Origin of the sequence: Capnocytophaga sp. oral taxon 335 str. F0486, from assembly GCF_000277665.1 — a bacterium.
Lineage (GTDB): Bacteria > Bacteroidota > Bacteroidia > Flavobacteriales > Flavobacteriaceae > Capnocytophaga > Capnocytophaga ochracea.
The window spans coordinates 1-26538 of sequence record NZ_AKFR01000018.1 but is presented as its reverse complement, the minus strand read 5'-3'; the positions used below and the strand labels follow the sequence as shown (position 1 = coordinate 26538).

At 33.9% G+C, this 26538-nt stretch carries 24 protein-coding genes; 6 read left to right on the top strand and 18 right to left on the bottom strand.

All coding sequences use genetic code 11. The features are described from left to right. The 6 genes from HMPREF1320_RS03860 to HMPREF1320_RS03835 all read right to left on the bottom strand — a co-directional run. A partial coding sequence (locus HMPREF1320_RS03860) for a M23 family metallopeptidase (protein ID WP_009417440.1) occupies positions 1-2135 on the bottom strand: 2135 nt, incomplete at its 3' end. A gap of 12 nt (positions 2136-2147) precedes the next feature. After that, on the bottom strand, positions 2148-2522 hold the full coding sequence (locus tag HMPREF1320_RS03855; protein ID WP_009417452.1) for a PAAR domain-containing protein: 375 nt from the start codon (positions 2520-2522) through the stop codon (positions 2148-2150). Positions 2523-2535: 13 nt separating this feature from the next. Continuing rightward, a complete protein-coding gene (locus tag HMPREF1320_RS03850) occupies positions 2536-4398 on the bottom strand; it encodes a type VI secretion system Vgr family protein (protein ID WP_009417455.1) in 1863 nt (620 codons plus the stop codon). A gap of 72 nt (positions 4399-4470) precedes the next feature. Continuing rightward, positions 4471-5037 (bottom strand): recombinase family protein, encoded by a 567-nt coding sequence (locus HMPREF1320_RS03845; protein ID WP_009417444.1) that lies wholly within the window; start codon positions 5035-5037, stop codon positions 4471-4473. A 131-nt stretch (positions 5038-5168) separates the two neighbouring features. Continuing rightward, positions 5169-5720, bottom strand: a complete 552-nt coding sequence (locus tag HMPREF1320_RS03840; RefSeq protein ID WP_009417446.1) for a hypothetical protein — start codon at positions 5718-5720, stop codon at positions 5169-5171. Beyond that, positions 5707-6462 carry a ParA family protein gene (locus tag HMPREF1320_RS03835; RefSeq protein ID WP_051018413.1) on the bottom strand — a complete coding sequence of 252 codons (756 nt, stop codon included), beginning with the start codon at positions 6460-6462 and terminating at the stop codon, positions 5707-5709. Before HMPREF1320_RS03835 ends, HMPREF1320_RS03840 begins: the two co-directional genes overlap by 14 nt. A 277-nt stretch (positions 6463-6739) precedes the next feature. On the opposite strand from HMPREF1320_RS03835, the gene HMPREF1320_RS03830 reads away from it, so the two are divergent. Genes HMPREF1320_RS03830 through HMPREF1320_RS03820 form a run of 3 tightly spaced genes read left to right on the top strand, consistent with a single transcriptional unit; the run spans position 6740 to position 9912 of the window. Then, a complete protein-coding gene (locus HMPREF1320_RS03830) occupies positions 6740-7195 on the top strand; it encodes a GPW/gp25 family protein (protein ID WP_009417441.1) in 456 nt (151 codons plus the stop codon). A 5-nt stretch (positions 7196-7200) separates the two neighbouring features. After that, on the top strand, positions 7201-9024 hold the full coding sequence (locus HMPREF1320_RS03825) for a type VI secretion system baseplate subunit TssF (protein ID WP_009417453.1): 1824 nt from the start codon (positions 7201-7203) through the stop codon (positions 9022-9024). Between the two features lie 15 nt (positions 9025-9039). Next, a complete protein-coding gene (locus tag HMPREF1320_RS03820) occupies positions 9040-9912 on the top strand; it encodes a TssN family type VI secretion system protein (protein ID WP_009417461.1) in 873 nt (290 codons plus the stop codon). Positions 9913-9960: 48 nt separating this feature from the next. Here HMPREF1320_RS03820 and HMPREF1320_RS03815 read toward each other — a convergent pair whose 3' ends face one another. The 11 genes from HMPREF1320_RS03815 to HMPREF1320_RS03765 form a co-directional block, all read right to left on the bottom strand. Further along, positions 9961-11346 (bottom strand): DUF5458 family protein, encoded by a 1386-nt coding sequence (locus HMPREF1320_RS03815; protein ID WP_009417442.1) that lies wholly within the window; start codon positions 11344-11346, stop codon positions 9961-9963. Between the two features lie 13 nt (positions 11347-11359). Beyond that, the gene (locus HMPREF1320_RS03810) at positions 11360-11812 is read right to left on the bottom strand and encodes a hypothetical protein (protein WP_009410174.1); all 453 of its coding nucleotides are present in this window, start codon (positions 11810-11812) and stop codon (positions 11360-11362) included. A 79-nt stretch (positions 11813-11891) separates the two neighbouring features. Next, complete coding sequence (gene tssD / locus HMPREF1320_RS03805) at positions 11892-12284, bottom strand: type VI secretion system tube protein TssD (protein WP_083835356.1); 393 nt, start codon at positions 12282-12284, stop codon at positions 11892-11894. Positions 12285-12937: 653 nt separating this feature from the next. Beyond that, a complete protein-coding gene (gene tssR / locus HMPREF1320_RS03800; protein ID WP_009417451.1) occupies positions 12938-15349 on the bottom strand; it encodes a type VI secretion system protein TssR domain-containing protein in 2412 nt (803 codons plus the stop codon). A gap of 6 nt (positions 15350-15355) precedes the next feature. Beyond that, entirely contained in the window at positions 15356-16249 is an 894-nt protein-coding gene (locus HMPREF1320_RS03795) for a PKD domain-containing protein (protein ID WP_009417460.1), read from the bottom strand. Positions 16250-16261: 12 nt separating this feature from the next. After that, entirely contained in the window at positions 16262-16765 is a 504-nt protein-coding gene (locus HMPREF1320_RS03790) for a type VI secretion system transmembrane protein TssO (RefSeq protein ID WP_009417447.1), read from the bottom strand. A 5-nt stretch (positions 16766-16770) separates the two neighbouring features. Further along, positions 16771-17274 (bottom strand): type VI secretion system TssO, encoded by a 504-nt coding sequence (locus HMPREF1320_RS03785; RefSeq protein WP_009417458.1) that lies wholly within the window; start codon positions 17272-17274, stop codon positions 16771-16773. A gap of 15 nt (positions 17275-17289) precedes the next feature. After that, entirely contained in the window at positions 17290-18183 is an 894-nt protein-coding gene (locus HMPREF1320_RS03780) for a type VI secretion system baseplate subunit TssG (RefSeq protein ID WP_009417439.1), read from the bottom strand. Between the two features lie 61 nt (positions 18184-18244). Then, positions 18245-19324 carry a hypothetical protein gene (locus HMPREF1320_RS03775; RefSeq protein ID WP_009417443.1) on the bottom strand — a complete coding sequence of 360 codons (1080 nt, stop codon included), beginning with the start codon at positions 19322-19324 and terminating at the stop codon, positions 18245-18247. 596 nt (positions 19325-19920) lie between these two features. Then, entirely contained in the window at positions 19921-22407 is a 2487-nt protein-coding gene (locus HMPREF1320_RS03770; RefSeq protein ID WP_009417449.1) for an ATP-dependent Clp protease ATP-binding subunit, read from the bottom strand. A gap of 120 nt (positions 22408-22527) precedes the next feature. Then, on the bottom strand, positions 22528-23547 hold the full coding sequence (locus HMPREF1320_RS03765; protein ID WP_009417448.1) for a replication initiation protein: 1020 nt from the start codon (positions 23545-23547) through the stop codon (positions 22528-22530). A gap of 951 nt (positions 23548-24498) precedes the next feature. Here HMPREF1320_RS03765 and HMPREF1320_RS10800 point away from each other — a divergent pair. Genes HMPREF1320_RS10800 through HMPREF1320_RS03750 form a run of 3 tightly spaced genes read left to right on the top strand, consistent with a single transcriptional unit; the run spans position 24499 to position 26201 of the window. Then, the gene (locus tag HMPREF1320_RS10800; RefSeq protein WP_009417445.1) at positions 24499-24903 is read left to right on the top strand and encodes a plasmid mobilization protein; all 405 of its coding nucleotides are present in this window, start codon (positions 24499-24501) and stop codon (positions 24901-24903) included. After that, positions 24878-25693, top strand: coding sequence for a relaxase/mobilization nuclease domain-containing protein (locus HMPREF1320_RS03755; protein WP_034554049.1), 816 nt, complete (start codon positions 24878-24880; stop codon positions 25691-25693). Before HMPREF1320_RS10800 ends, HMPREF1320_RS03755 begins: the two co-directional genes overlap by 26 nt. 28 nt (positions 25694-25721) lie before the next feature. Continuing rightward, positions 25722-26201, top strand: a complete 480-nt coding sequence (locus tag HMPREF1320_RS03750) for a hypothetical protein (RefSeq protein WP_034554044.1) — start codon at positions 25722-25724, stop codon at positions 26199-26201. On the opposite strand, the gene HMPREF1320_RS03745 is transcribed toward HMPREF1320_RS03750, so the two are convergent. Further along, positions 26138-26538: hypothetical protein (locus HMPREF1320_RS03745; RefSeq protein WP_034554042.1), on the bottom strand; the 401-nt coding region annotated here is incomplete at its 5' end. The genes HMPREF1320_RS03750 and HMPREF1320_RS03745 overlap by 64 nt on opposite strands.

Here is a 26538-nt window from a genome sequence, read left to right as displayed (position 1 = left end):
ATCATCTGAGTTACCCACGCAAAAGGTTCAAAATACCAAAAAACACCTTCTTTAAAGAAAGTTTTGTCCTGTCCGCTTAGTTTATTGGTGAGTACATTCCAAAAATCATAGGTAGTTTTGAATACTTTTTCTATATGCTGTAAGGACTGTTGTATTTGTGAGGATGAGTAGTTGGGATAGTGATACTTAAAATAAGCTTTAGCATCTTCCTTTATACGCTCACCACTATACGACCATTCGCTTTGGTGCTTGCAAACCATCTTGGAAAGAATATGATAAGTGTTAGGGCTGTTGTACTTTGCTCTGAGTTCTTTGTTGTCGATAATTCTATCTCCATTTTCATCAAGTAAACTTATCATTTTCTTGATAAACTCTGAAGTGCCTCCGTAATGGTTTACTCCTTCTATAGGGTATATTCTATGGTCTTCGGCATCTTGGCAACTGAATCCAAATTTATTCCAGCAATGAGCACTAAAAAGCTCTTCTTCTTTGGGGTGTTCTATCCAACCATAATTGTATATAATTTTGTTCCCTTCGTAGTAATAGCTTTTTACATAGAGCCATTTTTTACCTTCATAAGTTATTTCTTTACACTTACTTTTGTCTATCAAAACCATTCGGGATAGCGTATTTTTAAACTCACAAATTCTTTTTTGTTGTTCGTTATCGCGATATTTTGTTTCCTCATCTGGATTGGTGAGGTAAAGACAAGGGGTATCGGCTTTTAGTTTATAGTCTACTTTATTCTTTTCCCATTTGCGAGGTACTTTTTCTATATAGTTATTCCTTACCCAAAACGATTTCCGATTTTTAGTAACTATATCTCTGTAATGAAAATTTTTACCGTTGCGTTTACCTATTGAGGGTATATAACTATTTTCAGGGAGTTCTTCTATGATTTGGGTAGGTGTTACTTGTGTGTAATTCTCTGTTTTTGTATTGGAGTTTATAGTTACAATTACTCCTTTGTAATCTTCAGACGATACTTTTAGATAGGGTTTTAAAACGGTTTCTTTTTTTAGTTCAAAGTATCGTTTTTGTCCTGCTCCTTCTATATACTTTTTATCTTTAGTGTTATGGATAAATTGATACATTCCCATTCTGTCTATAATCTCTCCTTTTTCGTTTACTTTGTTGTAATTGCCAGGAGTAAAGACTTCGAGATGGGCGGCGTAGTAATCGGGCTGGTTGTAAATGCCTTGTTTGCCTACATAGCCTATAAGTTCTCCAGCCTTTACGGCTATATCACAAGTTTGTACGCCTTCTATAAGTTTTTGGTTTTGTAGGAAAGGAGGAAAATTGTTGTTTTTATTAGGTTTAGATGGCGTTTTTGCGCTATCTGTTGTTACTTCTTGTAGTTTTCCGTCCTTTAATTCCCCCTTTTTGAGAAAACAAACTTCTCCTTCATAGAGAATCTCTATCCATTCTGCATCAGAGTCATTTTTCACAGTAACAGCACTTTCTACAGCAATTGCTTTTCGAGCGATTTTGCTTTCGCCTTCAGTGTAATATAACAAAATTCCTTTTTGGTCTTTATAGGCAATACTTGTCCATCGTACTTTGTCTTTATTTACAGTTGGTTTCTTTTCATTGCCATAAGTCTTAGGTATACGTATCTCTTTTTGTGGAACATTATTGATATCTTTCCCGTTTACCACATAATAATCTTCTTTTTCTTCTTTTATGTTTAAAGCAGCGTGAGTCGGGAAAAACACTGTTTTATCGACACTCCATATACCACTTAGTTTATATCCACCATTAACTGCTGGTACAGCCTTGTATTTTTTCTCTTGTGGAGGTGCTGGTTTTTCTTCTCCAAAAAATAGATGGTAATACAAACTATAAAGCGTGAGTGTGTGGCTACCACTTTTATAATCGTGGCGCATCAGTACAAAATTATTATAAAGGGAGATAGGTTTACCGTCTTTTGTACCTACTTCTATTTCGTTCTTGCTGTAGCGAAAGGCTATAATCTTCCCGTCGGCTATTGCTTTTACTTTTTTGCCTTTACCTTCTATATGTACCCCACCGTGCCAACAGTGGTAGAAGCCAATAGGGAAAAATCCGTTTTGTAGGCTGGTACCAAAAGGGTAGTCTTTACTTATTATATTATCTGTAGGATAAGATACGTTCATAAGGAATAGTTTTTAGATGTTTAGGTCAAAAAAAGGTATATCAAGTGTTGTTTCAAGTTCTTCTATAGCTTCTATTTCGGTAACTTCTCCATCGTTAGTGCCTATCAAAACGGTAGGCACTCCACTTATAATCACACCGCCGTGAGCGGTAGCATCTCCCACTGTTGCTGCGGGTTTACCGCTTATCAGTACGCTACTTACGCCCTGCACAATGGTATCAGCTCCTCCTGCCTCGCAGGTGCATATACAACTGGCGGTAGTAGCAGGTTGTCCTCCTATGAGCACACTGTTTTCCCCTTGAACCACTGGACCTCCTACGTGAGGCGTATTGCCTGTAGTCATAGGGCAGGTGTGCATACTATTAATGGTTGCTGCTTGTCCTGGCATTTTGTATGTGTTTTTAGTTAATTTTCACTAATCGAGCCATTAGTTCGGCTAAGCTTTTACCTTTTAGTTTGATTCTCTCTCCACTGAGTTCGGTGAGAGAAGTACCTTGTAAAAGAGCGGTGTCAGCTCTAAGAGTTGCTTTGTTTTGAGCTTCTATTGCCAAAGTATTATCACTTCTGAGGGTCATTCTTTCTTCTGACTGCAAAGATATATTTTTTTGACTTACCAAATCAATATCCACTTCAGAATTTATCACTGTTTCTGATTTAGAATGGGTGATAATATCTTTTTCAGCTGTGATTTCTACGTTTTCTTGGGCATTTATCTTTACATTTTTAGCTGAAATATTAATAGTTTCGGGAGATTGTAAGGAAAGAGATTTGTCTTTGGAATCAAAAGTGATGATATTCCCTTTCTTATCCTTGATAGTTATTTTTTCGGCGCTTTCAGTATCGTCAAACACAATAGTACTCCCGCTTTTGGTAGTAATACTCCTTATGTTGTTGCTTACTTCTTTGGTGTTCTTGCCGTGGTACATACTGCCACTCACATAAGGTCGGTGGGGGTTACCTTGCTCAAAGCTCACCATCACCTGGTCGCCTACCTCAGGAATAAACTGAAACCCACGGTTGCTACTATTGTCAGTAAGCACGCCCGCATCGGGGGTTTGTACTCGCAACCAAGAGGTCTGCTCGCCTAAGTGTCTTTGCCAGAAGAAACGCACTTGCACGCGCCCTTGTTTCTTAGGGTCGTCGTTGGCTACTACTTCGGCTATTTCAGGGTAGGCAATGGTTCGTGGCTCGTAAAGAGGGTACTCCATTCCCAAAGGTACTGCCACAAAACGGTTGTAATAATCGTCACGGTCTACACAGTGTTCTACCGAAATCACTCGGTATTCCCCCATATTTTCTTTTTCAAATCCCGAAGGGAATTTTACGTAAATGAGGCTACCCAAGCGCACCAAGCTATTGTGGGTTTTACCCTCAACGCAGTGCATTTTGCCCAATGCCTGTTGGTATTTGCTCTGTTGCAGTCTTGCCGTATCACCTGCCAATGGGGTGGGTACTTCGGCAGAAAGCATTCCTCTTTGTGAATATAAATTTTCAGGGTCTTGAAAAACGTTTTGGGTATAGGTATTGCGCGGTCTTACTTCCTCTTCGGTGTCCGAATGAATATATTCATCGTCCTCCGCATTGTAGTTGTAAAGGGTGTATTTAAAAGGAAGTGTTTTGGAAGAAACTTTAAATTCGGTAATATCTTCGTCTATGGTTAGGTCTTCGGATTGTTCACCAGCTACCTCTCCAAACACGAGCTTACTACCGTCAAAATACAGTAGTTCGTTGTAAATATCCGAAAGCCTATTCAAAAAATTCCAACGGCTTTCTTTATACTGCATCGCATACGGAATAATCCCTTTAAACTTAGGATTACAAGTCAAGTCGAAATATTTATTTTTAAAAACGGTCTCTACAATATTTTTAAGGTCATTCTCTACAAACGAGTTCATCGAAGGAGCATCGTCCAATACCACGGGGCTTCCCTTACCTATAAAGCTTATTTTGTTTTCACTTCCTCCTTGGGTAGGGGTATCCGAGTCTATCAATACCTCAGTAATAAAGCCCGAAAATTGGAAAGTGTTTTCTCCTCTGGGGAAGGAAAGGCGTATAATCACATTTTTACCCACTTGTTTTAAGAGTTCTTGTGACTGCTCTTGCCAAAGGGTTTTGCGGGTAGCAATGGTCTCTACCAGCTCAAAATCACAGCAAGAGTTTAATGATTGTTTTAACGATAGACTATTGAAGCGTGAAGTCTTGTCTTTGCCATCTATATGCACCGAATGGAAGATAGGACGGAGTTTAGAGAATGTACTTTGCATAATACAATTGTTTTTTAAAAATTAATATGGGCGCAAGGTAATAAAAAGAAATGAAATGACAAAGAGAATAAATTACTTTTTTAAATTTTCTATTCGGTAGAAACTTGTTTTGCTTATTTTTGCTTGTTTGCAGGCTTTATCAATAGAGATATTTTTATTTTTATAGAGATGTAATGCAAATTGGTATTTTTCTAAAATCTCTTGGCTTACTCCTGCAGGGCGACCTAAGTGTTTATTTCTTTTGCGAGCACCTTCCAATCCTGCTTTAGTGCGTTCGGCAATAAGGTTTCTTTCAAATTCGGCAACAGCCCCAAATATTTGGATAATAAAGCGACCATTGACAGAAGTAGTATCAAAAGCAGGCTCAGTAAGACTTTTAAAAGACACCTTTTTTTGATTGAAAACCTCAATAAGGTCTATCATATTTTTCATGGAACGAAATATTCTATCGGTTTTGTATACGATAACAATATCGCCTTCACGTAGGAAAGCGAGCATTTCATTAAGCCCTTTTCGGTCTTCACGAACGCCACTGGCAATATCAGTATATATTTTTTCACATCCGTTTTCTTTTAGAAGAGTTACTTGTGTGGAAATATTCTGGTCAGAGGTAGAGACACGAGCATATCCAAAAATCATAGTTCTAAAAAATATTAATTTATGTTACTATTAAAAAAGACGATATTTGGAACTGTTTTAACAAGACATATCAGTGTTACAGTAAAGGGTTTAAAAAACGAAGGTTAAATGGAACTGTTACAGGCTGATAATTATAATTTGTTTATTCTGTATTTTTTGTATAAGTAAGAAGATTTTTCTTCTATAAAGTTAATAATATCAATAAAGAAATAGCTAGTAGAATATTCACTCATACGTTGCATATTTTCTTTTTTAGCTAGTGAATAGCAAACATCGTCATACAATTGTAGAGTATCATCGTCATAACCTCCAAAGATAATGAAAGAAAGTTCTTTTGAAGAAATAGTTCTTTCTCCCCACCTACGACCAGCACGCTTTATAAATTCTTTGAAGGAGGTATCTTTTGCAGGATAAAAACTATTAGTTTGATTAAATTCATTAATCATTTCAAGAAGGATCATACGTAAGAAATCTTTTCTTTGCATATAATGAATATTTCCTGTTTTAATGATGAACATATTCAACAGATATTTAAACTTTTCGCTTTTCTCTTTGCTAAGACTGATACGTATATTTTGTTTTTTATTTTTTATCGAAAAATCTTCATTCAACTTTGATGCAATAACATCAAAGTTTTCGGGGATGAACTCCCCTACTCTTTCTATTTTTTTAGTTTTTGCCATTCTCTATTTTTGTTAAAATTTCGGTTACTAAATGTTTAAAGTCTTCAGCAGCTCTACATTTGTCATTATACTCAAAGATAGTCATACCTTCGAGGGCAGCTTCTACTACTTTCACGTCTTTACGAATATAGGTTGTGAATACATAATTGGGGTTTTCTTCTTTCAGTTTATTGAAACAATCGGTGAATACATTCGTATTATCGATAGCATTAGAAAAATATATACCGAGTAGTTTGAGGCGATTATTGAACTTTTTCAAGTCTAACATTTTTTTTGAAAAAGGAAATACGTTTTTAATAGAATATAAATCGGCTTGTATGGGAATGATTACATAATCTACAGAACAGATAGCTAATTCAGCAGAAGTTACGAAGTGAGGATTAATACCCGTGGGGGGACAATCTATTAATATAAAGTCATATAAGTCATCAAAGTGGGAGTTTTCTAATGCTTTTTGTAGTTCTTGGCGATGGTATTTATCAGCATACAATTCGGGTGAACCAGCTAATAGATGGAAGTCTTTAGCTATACTTGAAAGACGTACATTTTTTCCCTTGTTGTCTAAAAAGTCTTTGATGGTATAGGTTGAGTTTTTAATTCCTACACCGCCTGTTAGGTCGCATTGATTATCGGCATCTATGAGGAGGACTTTGTATCCTCGATTATGGAGTTCAGCACCTATATGAATAGTATTGGTAGTTTTGCCAACCCCTCCTTTGTGATTGATATTTACGATTCTCATATTGTTATGGTGAATAAAATATTTTAGGCAAAGATACAATTAATTATTTATATAAACAAATAATATTGTATATTTGATTGTTTTTTTTTGATTATAAACTAAATAAATATCATAAAAAGTTAGATTAAATATTCTTTTGAGAGAAAAGGATTCTTTGATGAATTTATAAAAGAGAAAAATAACTTGATAGTCAATCTAATATTTTTTATTTTTTGTTTGTATTTGATAAATTTAATGTAAATTTGTAGCCTTTATGTAGGTAAGTGAATTTTAAAAAATGACAATAAACGAACCTAAAAATAATTATAAAATTCCGTTAGATTTTTCCTCCTTTTTTGATGAAAAAAAAGGAGGCTTAGGTAAATGTACAGAAGTAGAATCAATAGACACTCATATAGAGCTTCTTATCACTACTTACCAAGGAGAATGTAGTTTTGATAAACAATATGGTACTACTATTGGAGAATTAGATTTTGAACAAGTAAAAACCGTAGAAGGTTGGAAAGAAGAAGTTTCTGAAAGTTTAAAAAAATCTATCTCTTTATATGAACATAGGATTACGATATTAGATTTCCAAATGAATATAGACGAACTTTTGGAAGAAGATTCTCTATATGGAAATGTAAACATACGAAAACGAGTGAATATTCTAATCAAAACAAAACTAAAAAGCAATGGAAATTATTGTGCCTTTCAGTATAAATTATATTTAAGTCCTTTATCTAAAAATTAGCAACTATGACCCAAGGGAAAAAAGAAGAAATACAAGAGAGTATGATACGGAGTGCCTTGCACTTTTGGAATATAAAAAATGTAGAAAATTTAGACCCCTTAGTACGTCTCCTTATAGAAGGACTATCTGAGCAATTATATGTACTTTCTGGAGAGATGTATGATATGGAAAATAGAGTCATTCAGCGTATTTGTGAAGTGCTTTTGCCAGAATCTGTATCCAAAGCCAAGCCTTCTCATGCTATTGCTTACATTGCCCCTCAATGGAATGAGGTAAAAACTGGATTGGAGATGAGATTTGTAGTAAAAAATCCATTTATAAGAAATGATGTAAGGCAAGAGTTTTCTTTCTTTCCCGTTGCTAGTATTCCTCTTTATCAGGCAAACATAAAGAAAATTATACACCCACAAGGTATTGTACAAATAGACGAACAGTTAAATAAAAAAGAATTATACTCCTCTCCCTTATTCTCTGATAAAAAAATATGGATAGGACTCTTTTTAGATGAAGATATAAAAGACTTAGAACATCTGTCTTTTTTCTTCAACTTCCCTAATGTTATTAAAAAAGAAGATTATCTTAATCTTCTACAATACACACAATGGGAATGTAAAGGCAAGATTTTAAAAGTAAGAAATCGCTTATATGTAGAAGAGCATATAGAAAAAAACAATTTAGTAGAATATTTTTTTGATAACCAAGAATTTAATCACCGTGTAAACAGAGAAATTTTAGAACACTATACACCTCATTATCTTGCTATAGATCAAAAATTTTCTATACAAAAAGAAGATAAACAGTTAGTACCCTCTTCTAATATAGGAGAGTCCATACTCACCAATGAAGAGGCTGTAGCTGTATGTGATGAAAAATTACTGTGGATAGGTATTAGCTTCCCAGAACAATTCTCCTACCAAATCTTATCAGAAATGGAGATTGCCATCAACGCGGTGCCTGTTGCCAACAAAGAGCTCAAAGAAATTACACATAACAACGAAAGAGAACTGGGAATTATACCTATGAACTTAGACAAAAAAGAATCTTTTTTAGGAATAATATCAGTAACCGATGATAAAAATCATTCGTACACACGTTCCCACGGTTTTAAAACTGATACTATACAAAGAACTTACGCCTTGAGACAAGGAGGAAGTGAAAGTTTCGACAATAGAAGCACTAAAGATTTCTTAGCTAAATTAGAAAATATATTAGAAGATGAAGGAAATAGGGTTTTCTTGCAAAAAGAATACAAGGATATTAAAGAAATGGTGAAAGAAACCATAAAAAGAATCCAACTAATGGCGCGTACTTTACAAAATCAAGGTGATAATGAATCTCTTCATTATATATTCTTAGACTCCTCCCCTGAAAATTTGTTCTTTGTTAAGTATTGGGCAACTTTAGGAGAACTTGCAAATGGTATACGTATCCACACTCCTTTATCACCTACTTCAGTAGGTGCTCATTCTTATGTAAAACAAGCTTTTTTACTCACCTCTTCTTCTGGGGGTTTAGGCATGCCTACCGAAAGAGAAAGAATCGCTCAGTTCAAGTATTTACTCAATGGAAGAGGGCGTATTGTAACTAATTATGACATCAAGACTTTCTTATTGGCCGAATATCCCAATACAATCAGAGATGTCTATATAGAACACGGAATAAGCAAAGGAGGAACTTCCTTACAAGGACTTGTTCGTACCATAGATGTATACCTAAAAACATTTTCAATAATAGACGAAAAAGAGGTACTTATAGAAAATATTTATAAAAAATTAGTACATATCTCACCTATGACTTTTCAGTATCGCATCTTTATAGATGAAAATTAAAAACCTTTTAGTAAAATGAATTATTCTTTTATACAAACTCTGCTCACAGCACAACTCATACTCCCTATTATTGCTATTTTAATAGGATTTATAGCTGTTTTTGTCGCAAAAAAGCAACAACTTCTCAGTGATAAGAAAGCAGTTCTTTATGTTGTATTATCAAGTTTGATGTTTTCAGTTTTTGGTTGGTTAGGCTTTTTGCAAGTTGATTTTATGCCTATAGTATATGTGTTATTGCAATTATTCTATCTTGTAATGGGTTATTTCAACTATATATACTTAAAAGAGTTTTGTAAATTCTTAAACGACAGCCCCTTTTGGAAGAATTTCTTAGTGATTTTAATACAATTGCTTATTAGCATAGCTCTTTTTTCATTGTTTTTCAATATAAGCAATGATTTTAAATATGGTTTTGGGGCAAGCACTTGTTTGTTGCCTATTGTGGTAAGCCCACTCTTTGTACAAACATTCCAATCGTATTTAAAAATACCAATCGAAATATACAAAATACGCACTTATGATGGCAACACGCTCAATAATTCATCTTCATCAATCGAAAATGAAAATCTTTTAGTATTCGAAATAGAATTTTATAAAAACTTGACTGATGAAAAACCTATCCGAATAAAAGCTAAAGCTACGAAAGAAATGATTTTTAGCGATTGGTTTGAACTCATTGTCTCTGATTACAATGCGAGAAAGACTTCTTCTCTCATAGAATACTACGATAAAAAAGAAGAATATGGTTGGGTTTTTTATACCAAACCTTCTCTACTTTCACCTAAAAAGTATATTGACCCAGATTTATCCTTTCAAGAAAATAAACTCCTTGAAAAGAATATGATTATTGGTAGTCGCATTTTCAAAATAGCAGAAAATGAAGGATAATAAAGAACCCTCAGATGATAATTCTGAGGGTTCTTTTTGTATATCATTCTATTGTTCATCGTATGCCGTATCCCAAGAGGTCCCGTCATCTCCTTTGGTACCATCAAGTCTAATAATAAAACTTTTGGTATGGAAAAACGGAGTGATGTGCATATCTAAATATACCCTATCTTTTTGATTAGGATCTTGCTCCAAACGAATTATTTTGTAATCTTGAATCAATCTGCCAGGTCCTTTGATACTATCAAAATAACGTACCAATTGTCCTCTTAGATCCTGTGCTATTTTTGAGTTCCAATTCTCGAAAGCACGACGGTTGAGAAAATCGATATTTACTTTTGCTAAGTGGTCAAATACTCGCACTACGGAATAGGATTGCAATCCTAAATCATCTCCATTGAAAAGTGTTTTTCCTGAAAAAGCCATAACTTTTCCATACTCATTCACCATAGGTACCAATCCCATTGCTTCTAATTGTGATATTTCACTTTTCTTTAAAGGAAAAGAAACGGCATCTACTTCGTTAATACCTCCATATTTCTTACCTGCTACTACTTGTGCAATAGGCTGTGCATAAACTCTACCTGCAAGTGCTGTAGAAGGAGGAACTCGTAAATCTTCCTCCTCTCCTATCTCCTGATAAGCGCCTCTGCCTATATTCCAATTGCAAGACATTACTACATTACTTCTGTAGATATCTCCACCTGTTAAATTTGATGATGAAAATAAGTCTACTACATCATCAGGTCTTTCTAAATCGGCAAAATCGGTAAACAATAGTACTTTATTAGCGTAAGCTATTTTAGCCCATTTTTCAAGAACTTTGTTAGAGCCTAAATAACCAGGAAGAACTAATATAGAGTAATTCTCTCTCAAATCTAAACGATCGTAATTCTTATTGATTTCATCTGCTATATAATCAATAAAAACAGAATTGTCAAGATCTGTAATTTGTTCAGGAGAAGCATTTACAATAGTGATGTTAGTTATTTTATCACTTTCTGTATTTTTGTAAAATGCTTGAACAGAACGGTATGATTTTTCTAATTCTCGAACCGTTTCAACCGCTGTAAGTTGATTCTTAGCTAATAAATCAGAAGTTTCATTGGCTTGCTGCTGACTTTTTTCTACCATATCAGCAATAGATGTATTATTAGAAATCAAATCTAACCATAAATCTATCTTCTTTGCTAAATCTTTTCTTTCTTGAGCACTTTGTTCTTCTACTAAGAACATTTTTTTACGCGCTTTTCTCTCAGGATTCAAATTTTGAATTCCCTCTATAGCCGATTCTAAAAAACTAAACCCTCCAAGACGAGAAAGTCCTGTTAAGGCTTCGTTTAAAGCTGTTTGAGAAAAAGACTCTGAACTCTTCTGGCGTTCTTGAAGTGCTGGCTCAGATTTTAATTGTTCATTAAGTTGTTGTTCTGACATATTCAATTACAATTTAAACATTTTCATTAAGCTCATTCTTAAGCTGGGTAAGAGCACTAATAAAGGCTTGTTTTGTTTCTGGATTCTCCAATGCTCGTTGAAGAATTTTATTAGAACGAAGCTGTTTCACCAATTTGGTATAGAAATCTCTTTGTATCTCTAAATTCTTCAAAAACGGACTTTGAGAAGTGAGATTCTTCACCTGGAAGTCTCCTGTATTTTTGAATACAAAATTCTCCTGAACAGGCTCTCCATCGTCTGTTTCAAAAGTTACATCTATATTAGGATTAAATGCTTCAAAAACAGCTTCAATTGTTGTAAGTCCTTCCACTGTTTGTGGAACAACAGGTTCTTCTGCAGTAAGTTTTTCTACTAATAAGGTGCGATTAGATGGAATATTAGCAATAGCTTCTGAGGCTTCGTTTTCTACCATATTCCCCCCTACACCATAATCTACTATACTCATTTTATGATGGGATTTTAGTTATTATAAAACAAAAGTGCCTAACGATAAGGTCAGGCACTTACTCTTTTTAGTAATTAGCCTAACTTTTAGGCCAATTTTCGTGGTGTTCTGCATTACCTATTTTCAAAACTTGAGCTGAAATTGTAAATGAAAGAGACATAGGTTTTTCTCCTTCTGCTCTAAGTCCTTCTTCAAATTCTACAATATATGCATTTTCAAAGGTAAGTTCTTTCATTTTAGCATCTTCATCAATTTTTTTGAAGACAATACTACCTGAAAAAGGTTTGTACAAATTTACCATTTGCTCAATAATTGTAGTATCCGAAGTGGACTCCACAGTTACAGTTATGCGACCTCCATAGATATTAGAAGAAGGTCTTCCTTTTGAATCTACGTCTCTTTTTAGAGAGTATTTGCAGTCAAGAACATCAAATTCTTTACCACCTAAATTTAATGTAGAGCTAAATGCCATAATACAACATTTTTAGTGTGAAACAATAAAATTATTTTTCTATTTTTAGAAAACGGGTGCAAGTTAATACTTTTATACATAAAAACAAAATTTTAGGAATAATTTTTTTGTTTTTTTATTTTATTTCTCTTTGAGGAATGTTTACAAAATAAAAACATATACAAACAATCTTATACAATATATTATATTATAATTATAATGGTTTTTACATAATTATAAAAATTGGGCTTCAATATTTTATTATAATATATATAATATATATTTATGTTGAAATAAAAAAATACAGACAAATTATATACTAATTTATACCATTCTTATATTCTTATAATGCTATCAGTAAATCAAATCAATTTTTAATATGTGTACTATTTTATAATTTTTTCATAGAGATCAAAAATTGACAAAGAGTTATATTCTATAAAACTATTGTAACGTTTCTATAACCTTGTAAAGAAAAACTTAATAAGAAATTATTTTTTGTTTAAATAAGATTAATCCCATAGATAAGGCTCTGGATTTAATAATATATAATTATTATAAAATTATCTATATTTGATTATAGACTTCTTATAACGAGCATATTAATTATTTTTAAAACAAAACAATTAAATACATATATGTGAGTTATATTTGATCAAAAACAATTCTATTTTCTAAGGCAAATATTCCCTACTTATTTTATAGAAGATTTCACCGTTAGATTTGAGTTGGTTTTCTTCGTTAATAGCTTTATCGAAGGTTTCTTTTTTGTGTAAGAAGTAGGTAATGAGTTTGTCTAATTGTGCATCTGAAACTGTTTTTCTATCTCCTACATCTATCACTGTGAACTTTTTGGTAATAGTATTGCTTGAGGGCATCCATATGCATAGTTCTGTAGCTTTTGAGAGGGATATTTTTTTTATTTGCCGTTTTTTGAGAGGGTGTAGTTTGTTATTTCTTACCCATTTGTAATAACTTCTTTGCACTGATCTTCGTACTTTTCGGGTATTATCGTATTCTGGGGTTTCTTGAGTTTTTTCTTTAATGGTATCGCCATCGTCTTCTAAGAAAGATTTTTTGTGTTTTATATCTTTCTTAGCATTGTATTTGTAATCTACTTGTTTTTGTGTGATATCAGACAAGAAATTGTGTACTACTTCTATCTCATCTTCAGAAAGTAACAAAAAACGATTGCCTTTTTCCCAATCTGTCTCTTTAATTTCTACTAAAGCAGGGAAAAGAGTATGAGGTTCAGCTCCTGCAAAAGTCTTTGCAAAGTTTGCATTAGTGGTATATTCGTTGGGCAAGTTTTGTAAAGAAGCCCATTGTGAACTGATTTTACTTCTTGGCATTCCAGAAGCAGCAAACGATTTCTGTAACTCATCGGTTATGTTCTTGCTGTCAGATTGTACTTCTTTTACAAGAGAAGTGAGAGAGGATACTAGTAAATCTTGTGACATAAATTCTTTTTTCTTAGGGAAGATCACCCACCCTTGCCACATACTTTGCCCAGGGAAGTCTAAACTATATTGGTTATCTCCTTTCTCTACAAAAAGGTTTTCAGCTCTTAGTTGATTAGAATTTACTAGAAAATCCTTTTTCTTTGTTGCAATTTCTTTAGCTGTTCTCAATATGATATCTTGTATCTGCAGAACAAAATTGTTGAAGGAATTCCCAGTATCAGCATATACTTGATAACCTAATACTCTCGCCTGTACATTTGTAATACTTTGTATAAGGGGGGCTTCTACTTTTTCGTTGTTGTTGCCACTCTCTCCTATACTTACTATGACGTTGTTTTCATCCTTATATTTTGTAAGTATTTGTGAGGCTTTTAATGTAGCTTTCCAAGAACCTTCTTTGGAATCAGAAATTTGGTTTTTAATATCGGCTAATTTATCCAATTCTTTTAAGGTAGTGTCTAAATCTTTAGATAAGGAAATTTCCAACAGAGTATTGTTATCCATTCCAAACCCTATAACAGCTCCTATTCGATAGATAACATTTCCTTTGCGAGGTAATTGGTTTTTAAATTGATTGATAGAAATAACTAATTGTTCAAAATTACTTTTTACATTCGGGTGGTTTTCAAAAGCAAAAACAATATTGATATGCTTTAAATTATCTTTTATTTTTTTGAACTGTTTGTAAGTAATAGGGTTTCCAGAGAGACCATATACATAGTTCTCATTGTTGTCAATTGCATTGATAGGAGCATACGTGTCTAAAGCTACTACATTCCCCTCTTGTTTAGTTGAAGTGATAGGATTTAGTCCCATAAAATCGCCTTCCGATTGAAAAATAGAAGTAGGTTCTTGTGTAATAGCTTTCTTAGAAGCATCAATAATTGTCAGCTTTTGTAAAGGTATTTGTGAAAGCTGACTATAAAACAGGTTGCCATAAGGAGCTATAAGAGACGAAGATGTCCACCCCGAAATAACTTCTTTGGCATTTTCTGGATTGATTTTTGTTTTTACAAAAACCAAAGACTTTCTTCTATCGTCATTCTTTTTATATAAATAAACCAATGAGTGAAGAGCTATTTTTTTGATAGGATTCAGTAGCTCAGGTTCTTTGTATAGAATTAAAGAATCTTTTGAAAATAACAATTCAGTATCTATCAGTGCTTTGTCATTTTTCATTGTAGCAATCATCTTATAGCTTCTTCCCGAATTGATATCGGTGATAGCGTGTGAGGAAAGTAATAAATTATCTCGATGTACCCACCCGTAATAAACTATTTGTTTTCTGTTTTTTAGTGAGTTATTTTCGATAATATTAGGGTCATATTTTACCAAACGCAAGTAATTTCCCTTTTTTCCTATCACTAAAAAGGATTCCATATAAGAGGCTCTTTTTAGCACTACTTTCCCTCCCGCATTGTAATAAGTAGGATTTTCATCTCTATCAGAATACACAATCCAAGGAGTTCTTTTCTCTAAAGATTTCTTTACTTTTTCTTCGCAACAAAAGTTCTGGGTATATATTTTAGGTGTTTTTTTTGCCCGAGTAAGTGGAGTAATAGGAGAGCACCCTATTAAACTCAAAAAAATTATATTAATGATAATAGAGAAAATTTTTTTCATTGTTTCTTATTTTGTAGCAGTTGATGGACTTTGTTTTACTAAAATACGCTTTACACAATTTGACCCCTTATCGGTTTCTATTACTACGTCTTGAATGTTTGCAGTGGATTGGCTTCCTATAAATTTTAGATCGTAACAATATGAATAGAAATCGGTCTGTTTGGCACCATTGGTAATTACTAATTGATTAGGATTATTACACAAATACTTGCTTAAGATATAATTGTAATTTTCATTAAAGGATTCTCCATCTATAATATTTTGTAAGTGTTCTTGTATATCTTTAGCAATAAGTGAAAAAACATCTGAATCGTCTGATTCGGTGTACTCAGGTAATATTTCGATGTAATGTACAATAGGGAAAGCCAAATCTTCCGACATCAATTTTATTTGATAAGATCCAGGTAGTTTATAAGCATAAGTAGGATTTTTCTCATAAGAATCCACTTCCCCTGTTTCACCAAATTCCCAACGCCATTCTTTAGAGTAACCATCGGCAAAGAAAGAAATATATTCATTTTGAATGGCTGTTTGTGGGGCAATGATTTTTATAGGTTGATACCCAGAAGGTCTATTACTCTCCTTTACGGTAACAATAAAGTGCTTTTCAACGGAATTGTTTACTCTCAAACGCACTTGGTACTTTCCTGTTTGCGGGAATAAATATACGCCATTTCTTTCTTTAGAAGAGTCTCCATTGCCAAACTCCCATAATACATCAGTAGCATTAGAAGTACTGTCTATAAAACGAATAGGGTACCCCAATTCTACTTCTCTAGGAGATACCCAAGCTCTGATTTCCGTTTTTACAATACTTCCTCTTAAAAACCACATAACAGTTAGAACAATTCCTATGAAAGCTATGATAATAAGAGTCCAACGGTTGAAAACTTTATCCATAAATTAAACTTGTTATTGAAAATTATTACGTCTATTTTCTGTGTTTGCACGACAGCGCTCTAGATCCGATTTGAATTTTTCAATGTTTTGTTGGATATTCCACAACCGGTCTTTATCTAAAAGTTGTAGTTCATAAAAGATTGCCATTTGTTCAAATATTTTATAACGATTGTCCCACTTGTGCTGTACGTAAACATTACGAACTTCTCCTAAAAGAAGTGTTATCTCCTGCTTTTCATAGAAGGCTTTTAGTGAAGGGTCAAACTGAGCTATTTTTGTATTGATAAGCTCAACCTTGTCCATCTGTTCTGCCTGTTCTTTTTCAAAAACTCTCACACGCTGTATTTGCTCTAAAATAGCCTTCTTCCCTTTTAGGGTTTGGTAATTATTGGTACTGAAAAATAGAATATACCCACAAAGTCCTGTGGATAGTAAGAAAATAGCAACTACATACACTAGTCCTATTATCTTTTCTTGTGAACGCGTAACCTTATGTCTTTCTTTTCTGTATTCCATAGCTTTTATCTATCATATGAAAGATTTCCTACTCTCATTTTCCGAGTAATTACCCTGCTTTCTTCTGAACAACGTATAACGTCATTCTTATAAGTATTTTCCTTTATTTTTAGCGCATTGATAGAGTCTCTTGTGCGTAAAAAAGATTCTGATTTTTCAATAATATAATTATAACTAAGCGCATCTTTCTTAGGTATTTTTTGCAAAGAACTCTTTATTTTAATCTTTTTGGTTGCAATGTTATTCATTAAAAAAGGAACATTGTTTTCTTGTACCAAATCTATGCTTTGGTAAGTCTTAAAGAAATCCTCAAACTGGTTACTTAAGAGCATTTGTTCATCGAATATCTGTTGATTTTCATTCCCAACAGTTTGTATTTTACTAATTTCTACAGAAGATGTTTTGAAGAAAGCAAACACACAAACAAGTGATGCTATCACCAAAAAAATCATATATTTAGTGAATGTAATATAAGAAATTAATGCTTCTTTTCTATTTAAAGCTTTCATTTAACATAAGTTTTTTTAACTTAAAATTGTTGAATATCCTAATATTGCTGGCTTTTCAGTATCCGAAAGTATAAAAACACCCCCTTTTGTATTTCCATTTATATGAAATTCTATTTCAGCATCTGCAGGAATAAGCATCTCTAATAGAGAGTTTACTTGTTTTCGTTCTTCACTATTTTGGAAAATAAAGTTCTTGTATTTCCAAGGCAAATTATTAACTCGTATGATTATTACAGGTAACATTTCTACAAGTTTATTTCCTATAATTGAACTTCTCCCTAATTTTTCTTTCCCCAATTTCCAATGATGAGAGGTTCTCAAACGGAAATGTTTAAAAGTATTCTCTACGGTTACTTCACATTCTAAAAAAAAGGACAATATAGAGGCAATTTGTTCACTATCAGTAATACGATATCCTTGTGATAAAAATTTTATAATAAAAAACGCCTTGTCTAACGGCATTCCCTTCAAGAAAGGCCAGTGAACAACAAATAAATTTACAAAGTCATCATATTCAAAAGGTTTTTCCAAACGCCTCTCATATAACTGAGTAAAAATAAATGCTTGGTCTATAAATTGTTCAAAAGGTTTGAAAAAAAGTCGAGCATAAGCTTCCTCCTTTTCTCCTTGCTTGATGATTTTTAATAAAGTTGTTTTCTCTTTATTCTTTTGGGCTATAGAATTTGTATTGTGAAAAAGGCCTTTTGGGAGCGATTCATATAAATCTCTTCGGTGAATATGGATAGAATAAAAATCTCCCTTATACGTATGCTCTTCAATTATTTTATCTACTTCCTTACGAACCCCTCTATAAGATTTCCCTTTGCGAATGATCTTGATATTTTCTTTATCAACCCCTTTTTCAATAAGTGCACAAGCAAACACTTCGGCTTTGAAATTTGTAGCCAAAGTGTTCTTTAATAAATTGTGATTTATTGTAGACTTATTTTTCATAGTCAGAAGTATATTCTTATGCTCTACTTTCAGATATAACTATACTTTCTCTGTGCTGACCGACAAATTCTAATTGGGAGAGGTTACTAAACAATTCTTTCAGATTTTCCAAAATAGAATTGATGTTATACATAGAAAGCTGAATGCGATTGTGATTATATATTGTAGCATAAGAATCTGAAAGCATTTGTTCAAAAGAAGAAGGCAAAACACCATTCCATTCTTGGAAGTACTTCAAAAGCTCCTCTTTGTCTTTCTTTGATAAAAAAACAAAAGAAGATAAAATGCTACCTATTAATCCATTTATTTTCTCACAAACCGTGAAAGGAGATAATCGATAAGGATCATTTTTAAAACTATAGTTGTTAGAGGCAATATATCTAAGCGTTTCTTTACAAAGAACAGAAAGACTTTCGGTTATGGAATTGTGATTGGGTTGTGTCTGTATCTTTAATAAGATACTTTTCAATTTACTATCAATATCATTTATACTACCTAAAAAATCACTCATATTCTCCTTAAGAGATTCGTGAGCATCCATTGATAAAGAAGGAGGAATATAATTATAGTCTATAATGTATTCAGAATTATTACTCTTTTTAAGAACCCCAACAATTACACTACAAGAGTCGTAAGTAATATTTTCTTCTGTAGAGATTATTCCTAATTGAAATTTAGGTTGAATATTAGGATAACGCAAAGGCATTTCATTGGGGTCAGGAGTCCCTACTGGTTTTCTTTGATAAGGGAAAACGGTTAATACAATATCCCAATTTTGGTTGTCTTTCCCTTCCTGGATGTCAAAGGTAACACGTATGTCAGCATTATCTTTTTCATCTATAAAAATAGGGAAACCATTAGGGCAAATACCATAATAAGTTTTCAAATGAATATCCAATTTATTGCCTATCTTCTCTATCTCAATGTTTGAATGGGAAAGATTACTACCGGGCAAAATACCATATTGACCAAAAAAAGCAATAGAAGTGGCTTTAAGGATTCTCTCCAAAAGAAAGTTCTCTGTATTTATAAAATGAGAAGCATTAATGTGCATCCCTTCTACCCAATTGATAGGGAAATATTCAAAATTACTCATAAACAAAACAAATGCTGTAATACAAGCGACAAAAGTATGTGTTTTTTTCTAAATATAAAAATTTTTGGGGTTATTTTTCTCACCTGCTCATTTTGTAATTTCTCAATCTGCCTCACTACGGTGGATTATCTCGGTATAACTTTTCTCTTTCTTTTGTCTCGAAACTATTTCTTGACATTTTTGACATTATTGTATTACAATATGAGTCAAATGCTTATATACCCTTTCTATATCAATCGTTCGTCATTCGTTCATCATTTCTATATCCTTTTTATAACTTATGCATATCTTCCTAAGAGCCTTTTCTCACCAAAATCCTCTCCAACTCTTTTTTGATATTTTTCGTTTTTCTCCGATAACTCCACAAGTCTTCCCAAATTTTCTAATTCTCTATTTTTTTCTCTCCCCACATAGCCAGCTGTGAGCTCTCGCTGGCTTTAGCTCGTACCCTTTTTACCAATTACGTACCCGTGTGAGCACACGTGTACACAACTAATTACATAAAACATAAATAGTATAATATAAATAATATTTTTTGTTTATATTTGATTATTAATAGGTGTGTACAAGTTGTTTATAAAACTTTTTTTCATTCTCTAAAGATCTTTTACTTCCCATACTATTTCCTCTTGGTCATTTACATTGCCTACCAATAGTTGTCCTTTTTTGAGTGTCCCTGAAAGTATCATTCGTGAAATAGGTCGGCGCAAGTAGTTGCGTATAGTGCCTGCTACTTGTCGGGCACCGTACTTAGGGGTGAACCCTTTGAAAGCAAGGGTCTTTTTAGCCTCATCAGTAAGTGTAATATCCATATTTTGGGCTTGTAGGAGTTTCCTAAAACCTTTGAACTGTATGTCGAATATTTTTAAGAGCATTTCTTCTTTAATAGGCGAGAAAGGTACTATTTCCGAAAGACGTGCCAAGAACTCAGGACGGAAGTAACGCCCCATTATTTCCATCATTTGTATAGTAGTAGGGTGTCGTCCTTCGCTCATTTCTTGCGCTATCCAATCACTTCCTACATTCGAGGTGAAAATAATAATAGCATTGGAAAAATCGCCCTCTTTGCCTAATCGATCATGTAGTTTTCCCTCGTCCATTATCTGCAAAAAGATATCATATACCGAGGCGTGTGCCTTCTCAATCTCATCAAAAAGCACTACCGAGTAAGGTTGTTCTCGTATTTTGTTTACTAAAAGACCCCCTTCTTCATACCCCACATACCCTGGAGGAGCTCCATAGAGCAAAGCCGCTGAGTGTTCTTCTTTAAACTCCGACATATCGAAGCGTATCATTGCCTTTTCGTCGTTAAAAAGGGCTTCTGCCAATGATTTGGTAAGTTCCGTCTTCCCTGTACCTGTAGGGCCTAAGAAAAAGAACGAGCCAATCGGTTGCCCTTGTTTGTTCATTCCGCTACGCGATTCCAAAATAGCATCAGTTAGCGATTTTATCGCGTGGTCTTGCCCCACAACTCGCTGTTGTAAGACCTGTTCCATTTGTAGTAGTTTCTCTTTTTCTCCCTCTTGTATTTTTCCTACGGGTATATTGGTTTTTGCTGCTACCACACTTGCCAAGTGTTCTTCTTCTACTTTTTGTATGGGATTTTTTGCAAACGTTTCAAGTTGAGAAGTTATTGTGTTAAGCGCTTCCCAAACGCTATCACTATTAGTGTTTTCGTCTATTTTTACATCTTGGTTTAAGAAACCTCTTACAATAGGGTTTAACCCTACTGAAAAATCTCTCCACACCTCCGATAATTTGTTTAAGAAATCTTCTTCTGTGAGGTCTATGCGCTTTTCTTCCAAATCTTTGAGCTGTTGCAATAGCGAAAGATGGTCAGTTGCAACAGCTTCATTAGTCATTTTTACAGCTGACATTGTTCGGTCGAGTAAATCGATGGCTGAGTCTGGTAAACGGCGATCTTTCACATAGCGTTTAGCCATAGTTACGCATTTGTTTAGGGCTTCATCACTTACGTCTAATTTGTGAAATGTTTTGTATTTTTCAAGAGAAAAATGCAACATAGCAGTAGCGTTTTCGGCAGTAGGTTCTTCAATCGATAGGACTTCAAACCTACGACTAAAAGCGTGGTCGGGTTCAATGAGTTTGCGGTACTCATCGGTGGTAGTTGCCCCTATGACAGTGAGGTTGCCTTTGGAAAGTTCTGGTTTTAGAATATTGGCAGCCCCTGCATTACCTTGTTTAGGGTCTAATAAAGTGTGTATTTCATCTATAAAAAGGATTACCCTATCCATTTGCCGGAGTTCTTTGATAATGTTCTTTAATCGGTCTTCTATTTCTCCTTTGTAGGTTGCTCCTGCTATCAAAGCTCCATTGTCCAATTCCCAAACAGTTGTTTCTGATAGGAAAGAAGGTACTTTTTCGTTGATGATATCATACACAAGCCCATCAACAATAGCCGTTTTTCCCACTCCTGAATCGCCTATAATCATTACATTAGGCTTGCTATGCCTACCTAATATTTCAAGCATTTGTCTTGTTTCTCTATTTCTTCCTACAATGGGTGATAAGTTTTGCTCTCGTGCTTGCGCAGTTTTATCAATACAATAATTTAGTAAGTTTGTAAGTGGTTGTGAGGTAGTGTGAGTATTATCCTGACCTTCTGCTTGTTGAAGTGTTTGCAGAGGAATATGGTCTCCTTGAAGGAAGAAGTCTAATATTTCTTTTTCACGGATAGGAAAGGACTTGAGCTGGTCGGCAGAGAAGCCTTTTTCGGGTTTAGCTAAAGCACAAAGAGTACAAATAGGGTTGATTTGCAAGAGTCCTAATTTGAGGCGTACATTATCTGCTTCTTCAAATACTTTAGGGATTTTTTCATCGGCTTCTACTTCGGTAACACCTGCTAGTCGTTCACATTCTTCTATTCTTATTTCAGCCCATTCCTCTAAGAAAAGGGCATCTTTACCTAAGGAAACTACAAAACTGCCTAAGCCTATCTCCTTATGTAATAAGGCTTTGAGTAAATGAGCAGGAGTATAGCATTTATTGCCATACTCTCTAGCGATAGATTTAGCTATTCTAATAGCCGATTGTACTGATTCGTCTAAGTTTAAAAAATCCATTGTTTTTCTATTTTATACAGAAGCAAATGTACAAAAAAAATTAAAATACATTATAAAACTCCTACTAAAAGAATTATAAATACATTATAAAACTCCTACTATAAAATGTATTTTGTTGATTTATATGTTTTTATTAGCTTCTGAAACTATTTTTCCTACCTTCTTTTTAAGGGCATTTATTAAATACCCTTTTCTGTTGCTAATAATTTTACCTCTTCTTTCATATTCATTCATTTTTGCTTTTATACTTGCACACTCATTCAATAAATCAGAAACAGCATTTATATTTTTAAAAGTTTCTATATTTTTTCGTAATTCTATTTCTGTAAAACCAAAATTGTGGTTCAAGTAATTTACCTCTTCTTTTGATAGAGAGAATCTTGAAGATATCTTTTGGTTTAAACTACGGCGTTCCAAATCTGAATCTATATATTGAGGTTGGTATTTAGGAGTAAAAGTTATAGAAACAATCTTTCCCCCTCTTCCTTTTCTATTAAGTTCAAAATCAAACGTATAAGGGCTATATTTATCAAGCTCTTTTTTAGCAGCACTTATAACATCTCTTATAAAATCTTTTGTATACTTATACTTATCTGTAATATTGAACATTTCCTTAATTTGCTCAACTGTAAAAGTTATAGGTTTTTTTTGATTACTAAATATCTCATAGAAACGCATTGCATAAACACTTTCAAAACTCATAGCTGTTTGAAGTTCATATTTTCTATATCCTTTTGAAAAGTCCATAAATACTGACGCTATGAAAGGAGATAACCTAAAACTAACCATTCCTGCCTTTTTATCTATAACAGGACGCTCAATAAGATTAAATGCTCTAAAAACATTATTGTCCTCTGTTTTTATTTGCTTTTGGTTAAGTGCTAACAAAGCTTTCTTAGCGATACTATGATTGTTATCTTTTTCGTCTTTTAAAAAACTCTTTGTTGGCATTTGTATATCAACATCCCCAAAAAGATTGTTCTGAACGTTATAACGTTCATTTAATTTCTTCCCTTCAGTTAGTTCTTGCATAAGCTCTATAATACGGTATAAAATACGTTTTTCATATACGTTATAATCATACTTAGCCGTAGTAAGAATATATGATTGTACTAGCTCTTTATTATTATTTTCTTCCATATTATTTATAGGTTATTTTGCATTATAAAACTCCTATTTTACTAATAGATGGGGCAAAGATATATAAAAAGTAGGAGTTATAAAAATAATTCTCCTACTTTTTGAAAAATACATTATAAAACTCCTACTAAAAGAATATGTCTACATTATAAAACTCCTACTATTCATTATAAAACTCCTACTATTCATTTTTAATTACTCTCTAAATCCTTCCGTAGAAAAGGCTTAAAGGTGTTTTTGTTTTTCGTTGATAAACATCATAATAAGCTATGATATTTTTTAATACAATCAAGAGAGTTTTTAAGAAGTAAGACGAATTTTTTCACTTTCATTTGAAAAAAATCATCTCATCAAGAGACAAAAGCAAACTGGCCGGGTGAATTTTAACATTTTCTTAATATTTATAGAATTAAATCCAACATTTTAGAAATTAATTCCTTCAAAAGTATCCAAAATATTTTTTAATAGATTTTTTAAATGGTTCTAACCTGAACTAATTATATTTAAATTTTATTTTCATGATGAAAATTTTTATGCAAAATAATATAGAACGCTTTTTTTTCCAAAAAGATAAATTTGAAATTTATTTTAGACAGACTTTAAGCTGTCTATTTATATTATAATAGCAAATATAAGAAATGCGCTTGCTGATTACAAATAGATAAATTTTGAATAGTACTTTGTTTTTTCTTTCACCCTTTAAGGAGATATGGGGAGGTAATTGTTAGGGGAGAATATTGCGGTTTCAATATTATTTATTACTTTTGCCGATAGTATAGCACGTATCAAAATGGGTTATGGGTGTTTTATTAGTGTTATAGGTCAAGATGTGTTTTTGTTAGCACAAAAAACCTCTCGCCCGCCCTCCCGTTGGTCGGTTGGGGGTTGCCCTCACGGGCACGGGGGGTGACCTCCCCCCCGAACCCCCCCGCAGGTAAAAGCGACGCAAATATGGTAGAAGAAAAAGACATCAAACCAGGTTGGCATAACGCCACCAAAGAGAAAGGCACTAAAGGGGGGCGACCTCCCAAGCAGGTAAAGGCGGAAGAACGTATTACTATCAGAGTTACCAGCTTTGAGAAGTTAGCTATTGCCAAGAAAGCCGAAGCGGTAGGGCTTAGTTCCTCCGAGTACTGCCGTAGGGCAGCCTTAGAAAGACACATCACCCCTGCACTCACAGCAGAGGAGACAGAAGCCTATTTGACTTTAAAGAAATTCGCTACCGACTTTGCCAGGTTACGTAATGCCTTCAAAGTTGGTGCGCCTACACTGGTCGAGGAAATACGCCAGGTTATTTATAAATTAAACGCTGAATTAGATTATATACGCAATGGTAAGCAAAGCAAAGGCAGTTAAAGGCAGTGCGCAGGCTATTAATTATATTCTTAACGACAAAGGGCAAGCCCAAGAGTTAGGGCGTAACCTGGTCAGTGGTGAGAATGGGGAGGAAATTCTTGCAGAGATGAGGGAAATCCAAGAAATGAATGCCAGGTGCGAAAACAATACGTATAGCATAGTTTTGAGCCCATCAAATGAACGTGAATTTACCAATAGGGAACTTTACGAAATAGGGGTAAAGCACTTGCAGAACTTGAATTTTGACCTAAACAAAACGCAGTTTCTTATGACAGTTCACAAGAGTACCGACCAGCCCCATATTCATATCATAGCGAACCGCATAGGTATAGACGGCAAGGCGCATAGTGATAACTTTATAGGGAAGAGAGCGCAGGAGAGCGCGGAGAAGATAGCCAAGAGTATGGGGCTAAAGACAGCGCGGGAAATCCAAGCAGAGAAAACGCCCGATATAAAGACACAGATACGCCAGGCATACGAGCAGAGCGCCAAGAAAGGTTATACTTTTGAGGACTTCAGCAAGGCGATGAATAGTAAAGGCATAGAGGTAAAGCCAACGATTAATAGCAAGGGCGAAATGCAGGGAATGCGATTTTTGCATAAGTCGAGCGGGACCGACTTAAAAGCCTCCGAACTCGGAAAAGCATTTGGAACGCGAAATTTAATAGATAGGGGGGTGAACCTTACTAAAATGCCTTTGCCTGCAAATATGGCTGAAATAGCCCGAAAAGCGGTCAAAATTGTAGTGCAAACAATCGACAGAGGTCGAGGAATGAGTATGGGATTTTAATATTTTTCTTTCAACATTAAAAAACAATATGGCACAGAGACTTTCAAATGAAATTATAGCGCAGGTTCTTACTGATGTAGTAACTAAACTTGACAAGAGTATTAACAATTTTAGGGCGGAGATGTCCGAGATAAAACAAGACCTTACAGCGCACAGAGAAGCAACGCAAAAGGTATTAAGCAGGGCAATATCCGTAGATGTAAAGCCTATCGAGGAGGAGCGGTCAAAGCTATTGCAGGAAGTGCAGAAAGAGAAAGAGGCTATAAAAAACACGTTCAAAAATATATCTTTTGTAAAGTACGTGGTATATATAGCTATTGGGACTATACTGGTTAATGCTTTCCTATTTGGATACTTCATTTATTCAGCATCAAATTCAGATGCTGACGAGGTTAGGAGTTTCAAAGAATATAGAGAAAAATTTCCTACTATTAAAAATCATTATCAAGAGTGGAAAAAGAACCCAAAAGAAATAGAAGAACGTTTTAAAAAGAATACACAGATGTAGGAGAGTTTAATAGGCCATCCATCTTCTTCAGTTTTGAAATCCCATTTAAATATTTTCATCATCTGAGTTACCCACGCAAAAGGTTCAAAATACCAAAAAACACCTTCTTTAAAGAAAGTTTTGTCCTGTCCGCTTAGTTTATTGGTGAGTACATTCCAAAAATCATAGGTAGTTTTGAATACTTTTTCTATATGCTGTAAGGACTGTTGTATTTGTGAGGATGAGTAGTTGGGATAGTGATACTTAAAATAAGCTTTAGCATCTTCCTTTATACGCTCACCACTATACGACCATTCGCTTTGGTGCTTGCAAACCATCTTGGAAAGAATATGATAGG

Coding starts and splice junctions, on each gene's coding strand:
- HMPREF1320_RS03845 (WP_009417444.1), bottom strand. CDS start 5,037: ATGATTTTTGGATATGCTCGTGTCTCTACCTCTGACCAGAATATTTCC.
- HMPREF1320_RS03830 (WP_009417441.1), top strand. CDS start 6,740: ATGACAATAAACGAACCTAAAAATAATTATAAAATTCCGTTAGATTTT.
- HMPREF1320_RS03815 (WP_009417442.1), bottom strand. CDS start 11,346: ATGTCAGAACAACAACTTAATGAACAATTAAAATCTGAGCCAGCACTT.
- HMPREF1320_RS03840 (WP_009417446.1), bottom strand. CDS start 5,720: ATGGCAAAAACTAAAAAAATAGAAAGAGTAGGGGAGTTCATCCCCGAA.
- HMPREF1320_RS03850 (WP_009417455.1), bottom strand. CDS start 4,398: ATGCAAAGTACATTCTCTAAACTCCGTCCTATCTTCCATTCGGTGCAT.
- HMPREF1320_RS03755 (WP_034554049.1), top strand. CDS start 24,878: ATGGTAAGCAAAGCAAAGGCAGTTAAAGGCAGTGCGCAGGCTATTAAT.
- HMPREF1320_RS10800 (WP_009417445.1), top strand. CDS start 24,499: ATGGTAGAAGAAAAAGACATCAAACCAGGTTGGCATAACGCCACCAAA.
- tssD (WP_083835356.1), bottom strand. CDS start 12,284: ATGGCATTTAGCTCTACATTAAATTTAGGTGGTAAAGAATTTGATGTT.
- HMPREF1320_RS03770 (WP_009417449.1), bottom strand. CDS start 22,407: ATGGATTTTTTAAACTTAGACGAATCAGTACAATCGGCTATTAGAATA.
- HMPREF1320_RS03785 (WP_009417458.1), bottom strand. CDS start 17,274: ATGAAAGCTTTAAATAGAAAAGAAGCATTAATTTCTTATATTACATTC.
- HMPREF1320_RS03825 (WP_009417453.1), top strand. CDS start 7,201: ATGACCCAAGGGAAAAAAGAAGAAATACAAGAGAGTATGATACGGAGT.
- tssR (WP_009417451.1), bottom strand. CDS start 15,349: ATGAAAAAAATTTTCTCTATTATCATTAATATAATTTTTTTGAGTTTA.
- HMPREF1320_RS03765 (WP_009417448.1), bottom strand. CDS start 23,547: ATGGAAGAAAATAATAATAAAGAGCTAGTACAATCATATATTCTTACT.
- HMPREF1320_RS03835 (WP_051018413.1), bottom strand. CDS start 6,462: ATGAGAATCGTAAATATCAATCACAAAGGAGGGGTTGGCAAAACTACC.
- HMPREF1320_RS03790 (WP_009417447.1), bottom strand. CDS start 16,765: ATGGAATACAGAAAAGAAAGACATAAGGTTACGCGTTCACAAGAAAAG.
- HMPREF1320_RS03775 (WP_009417443.1), bottom strand. CDS start 19,324: ATGAGTAATTTTGAATATTTCCCTATCAATTGGGTAGAAGGGATGCAC.
- HMPREF1320_RS03855 (WP_009417452.1), bottom strand. CDS start 2,522: ATGCCAGGACAAGCAGCAACCATTAATAGTATGCACACCTGCCCTATG.
- HMPREF1320_RS03750 (WP_034554044.1), top strand. CDS start 25,722: ATGGCACAGAGACTTTCAAATGAAATTATAGCGCAGGTTCTTACTGAT.
- HMPREF1320_RS03810 (WP_009410174.1), bottom strand. CDS start 11,812: ATGAGTATAGTAGATTATGGTGTAGGGGGGAATATGGTAGAAAACGAA.
- HMPREF1320_RS03795 (WP_009417460.1), bottom strand. CDS start 16,249: ATGGATAAAGTTTTCAACCGTTGGACTCTTATTATCATAGCTTTCATA.
- HMPREF1320_RS03820 (WP_009417461.1), top strand. CDS start 9,040: ATGAATTATTCTTTTATACAAACTCTGCTCACAGCACAACTCATACTC.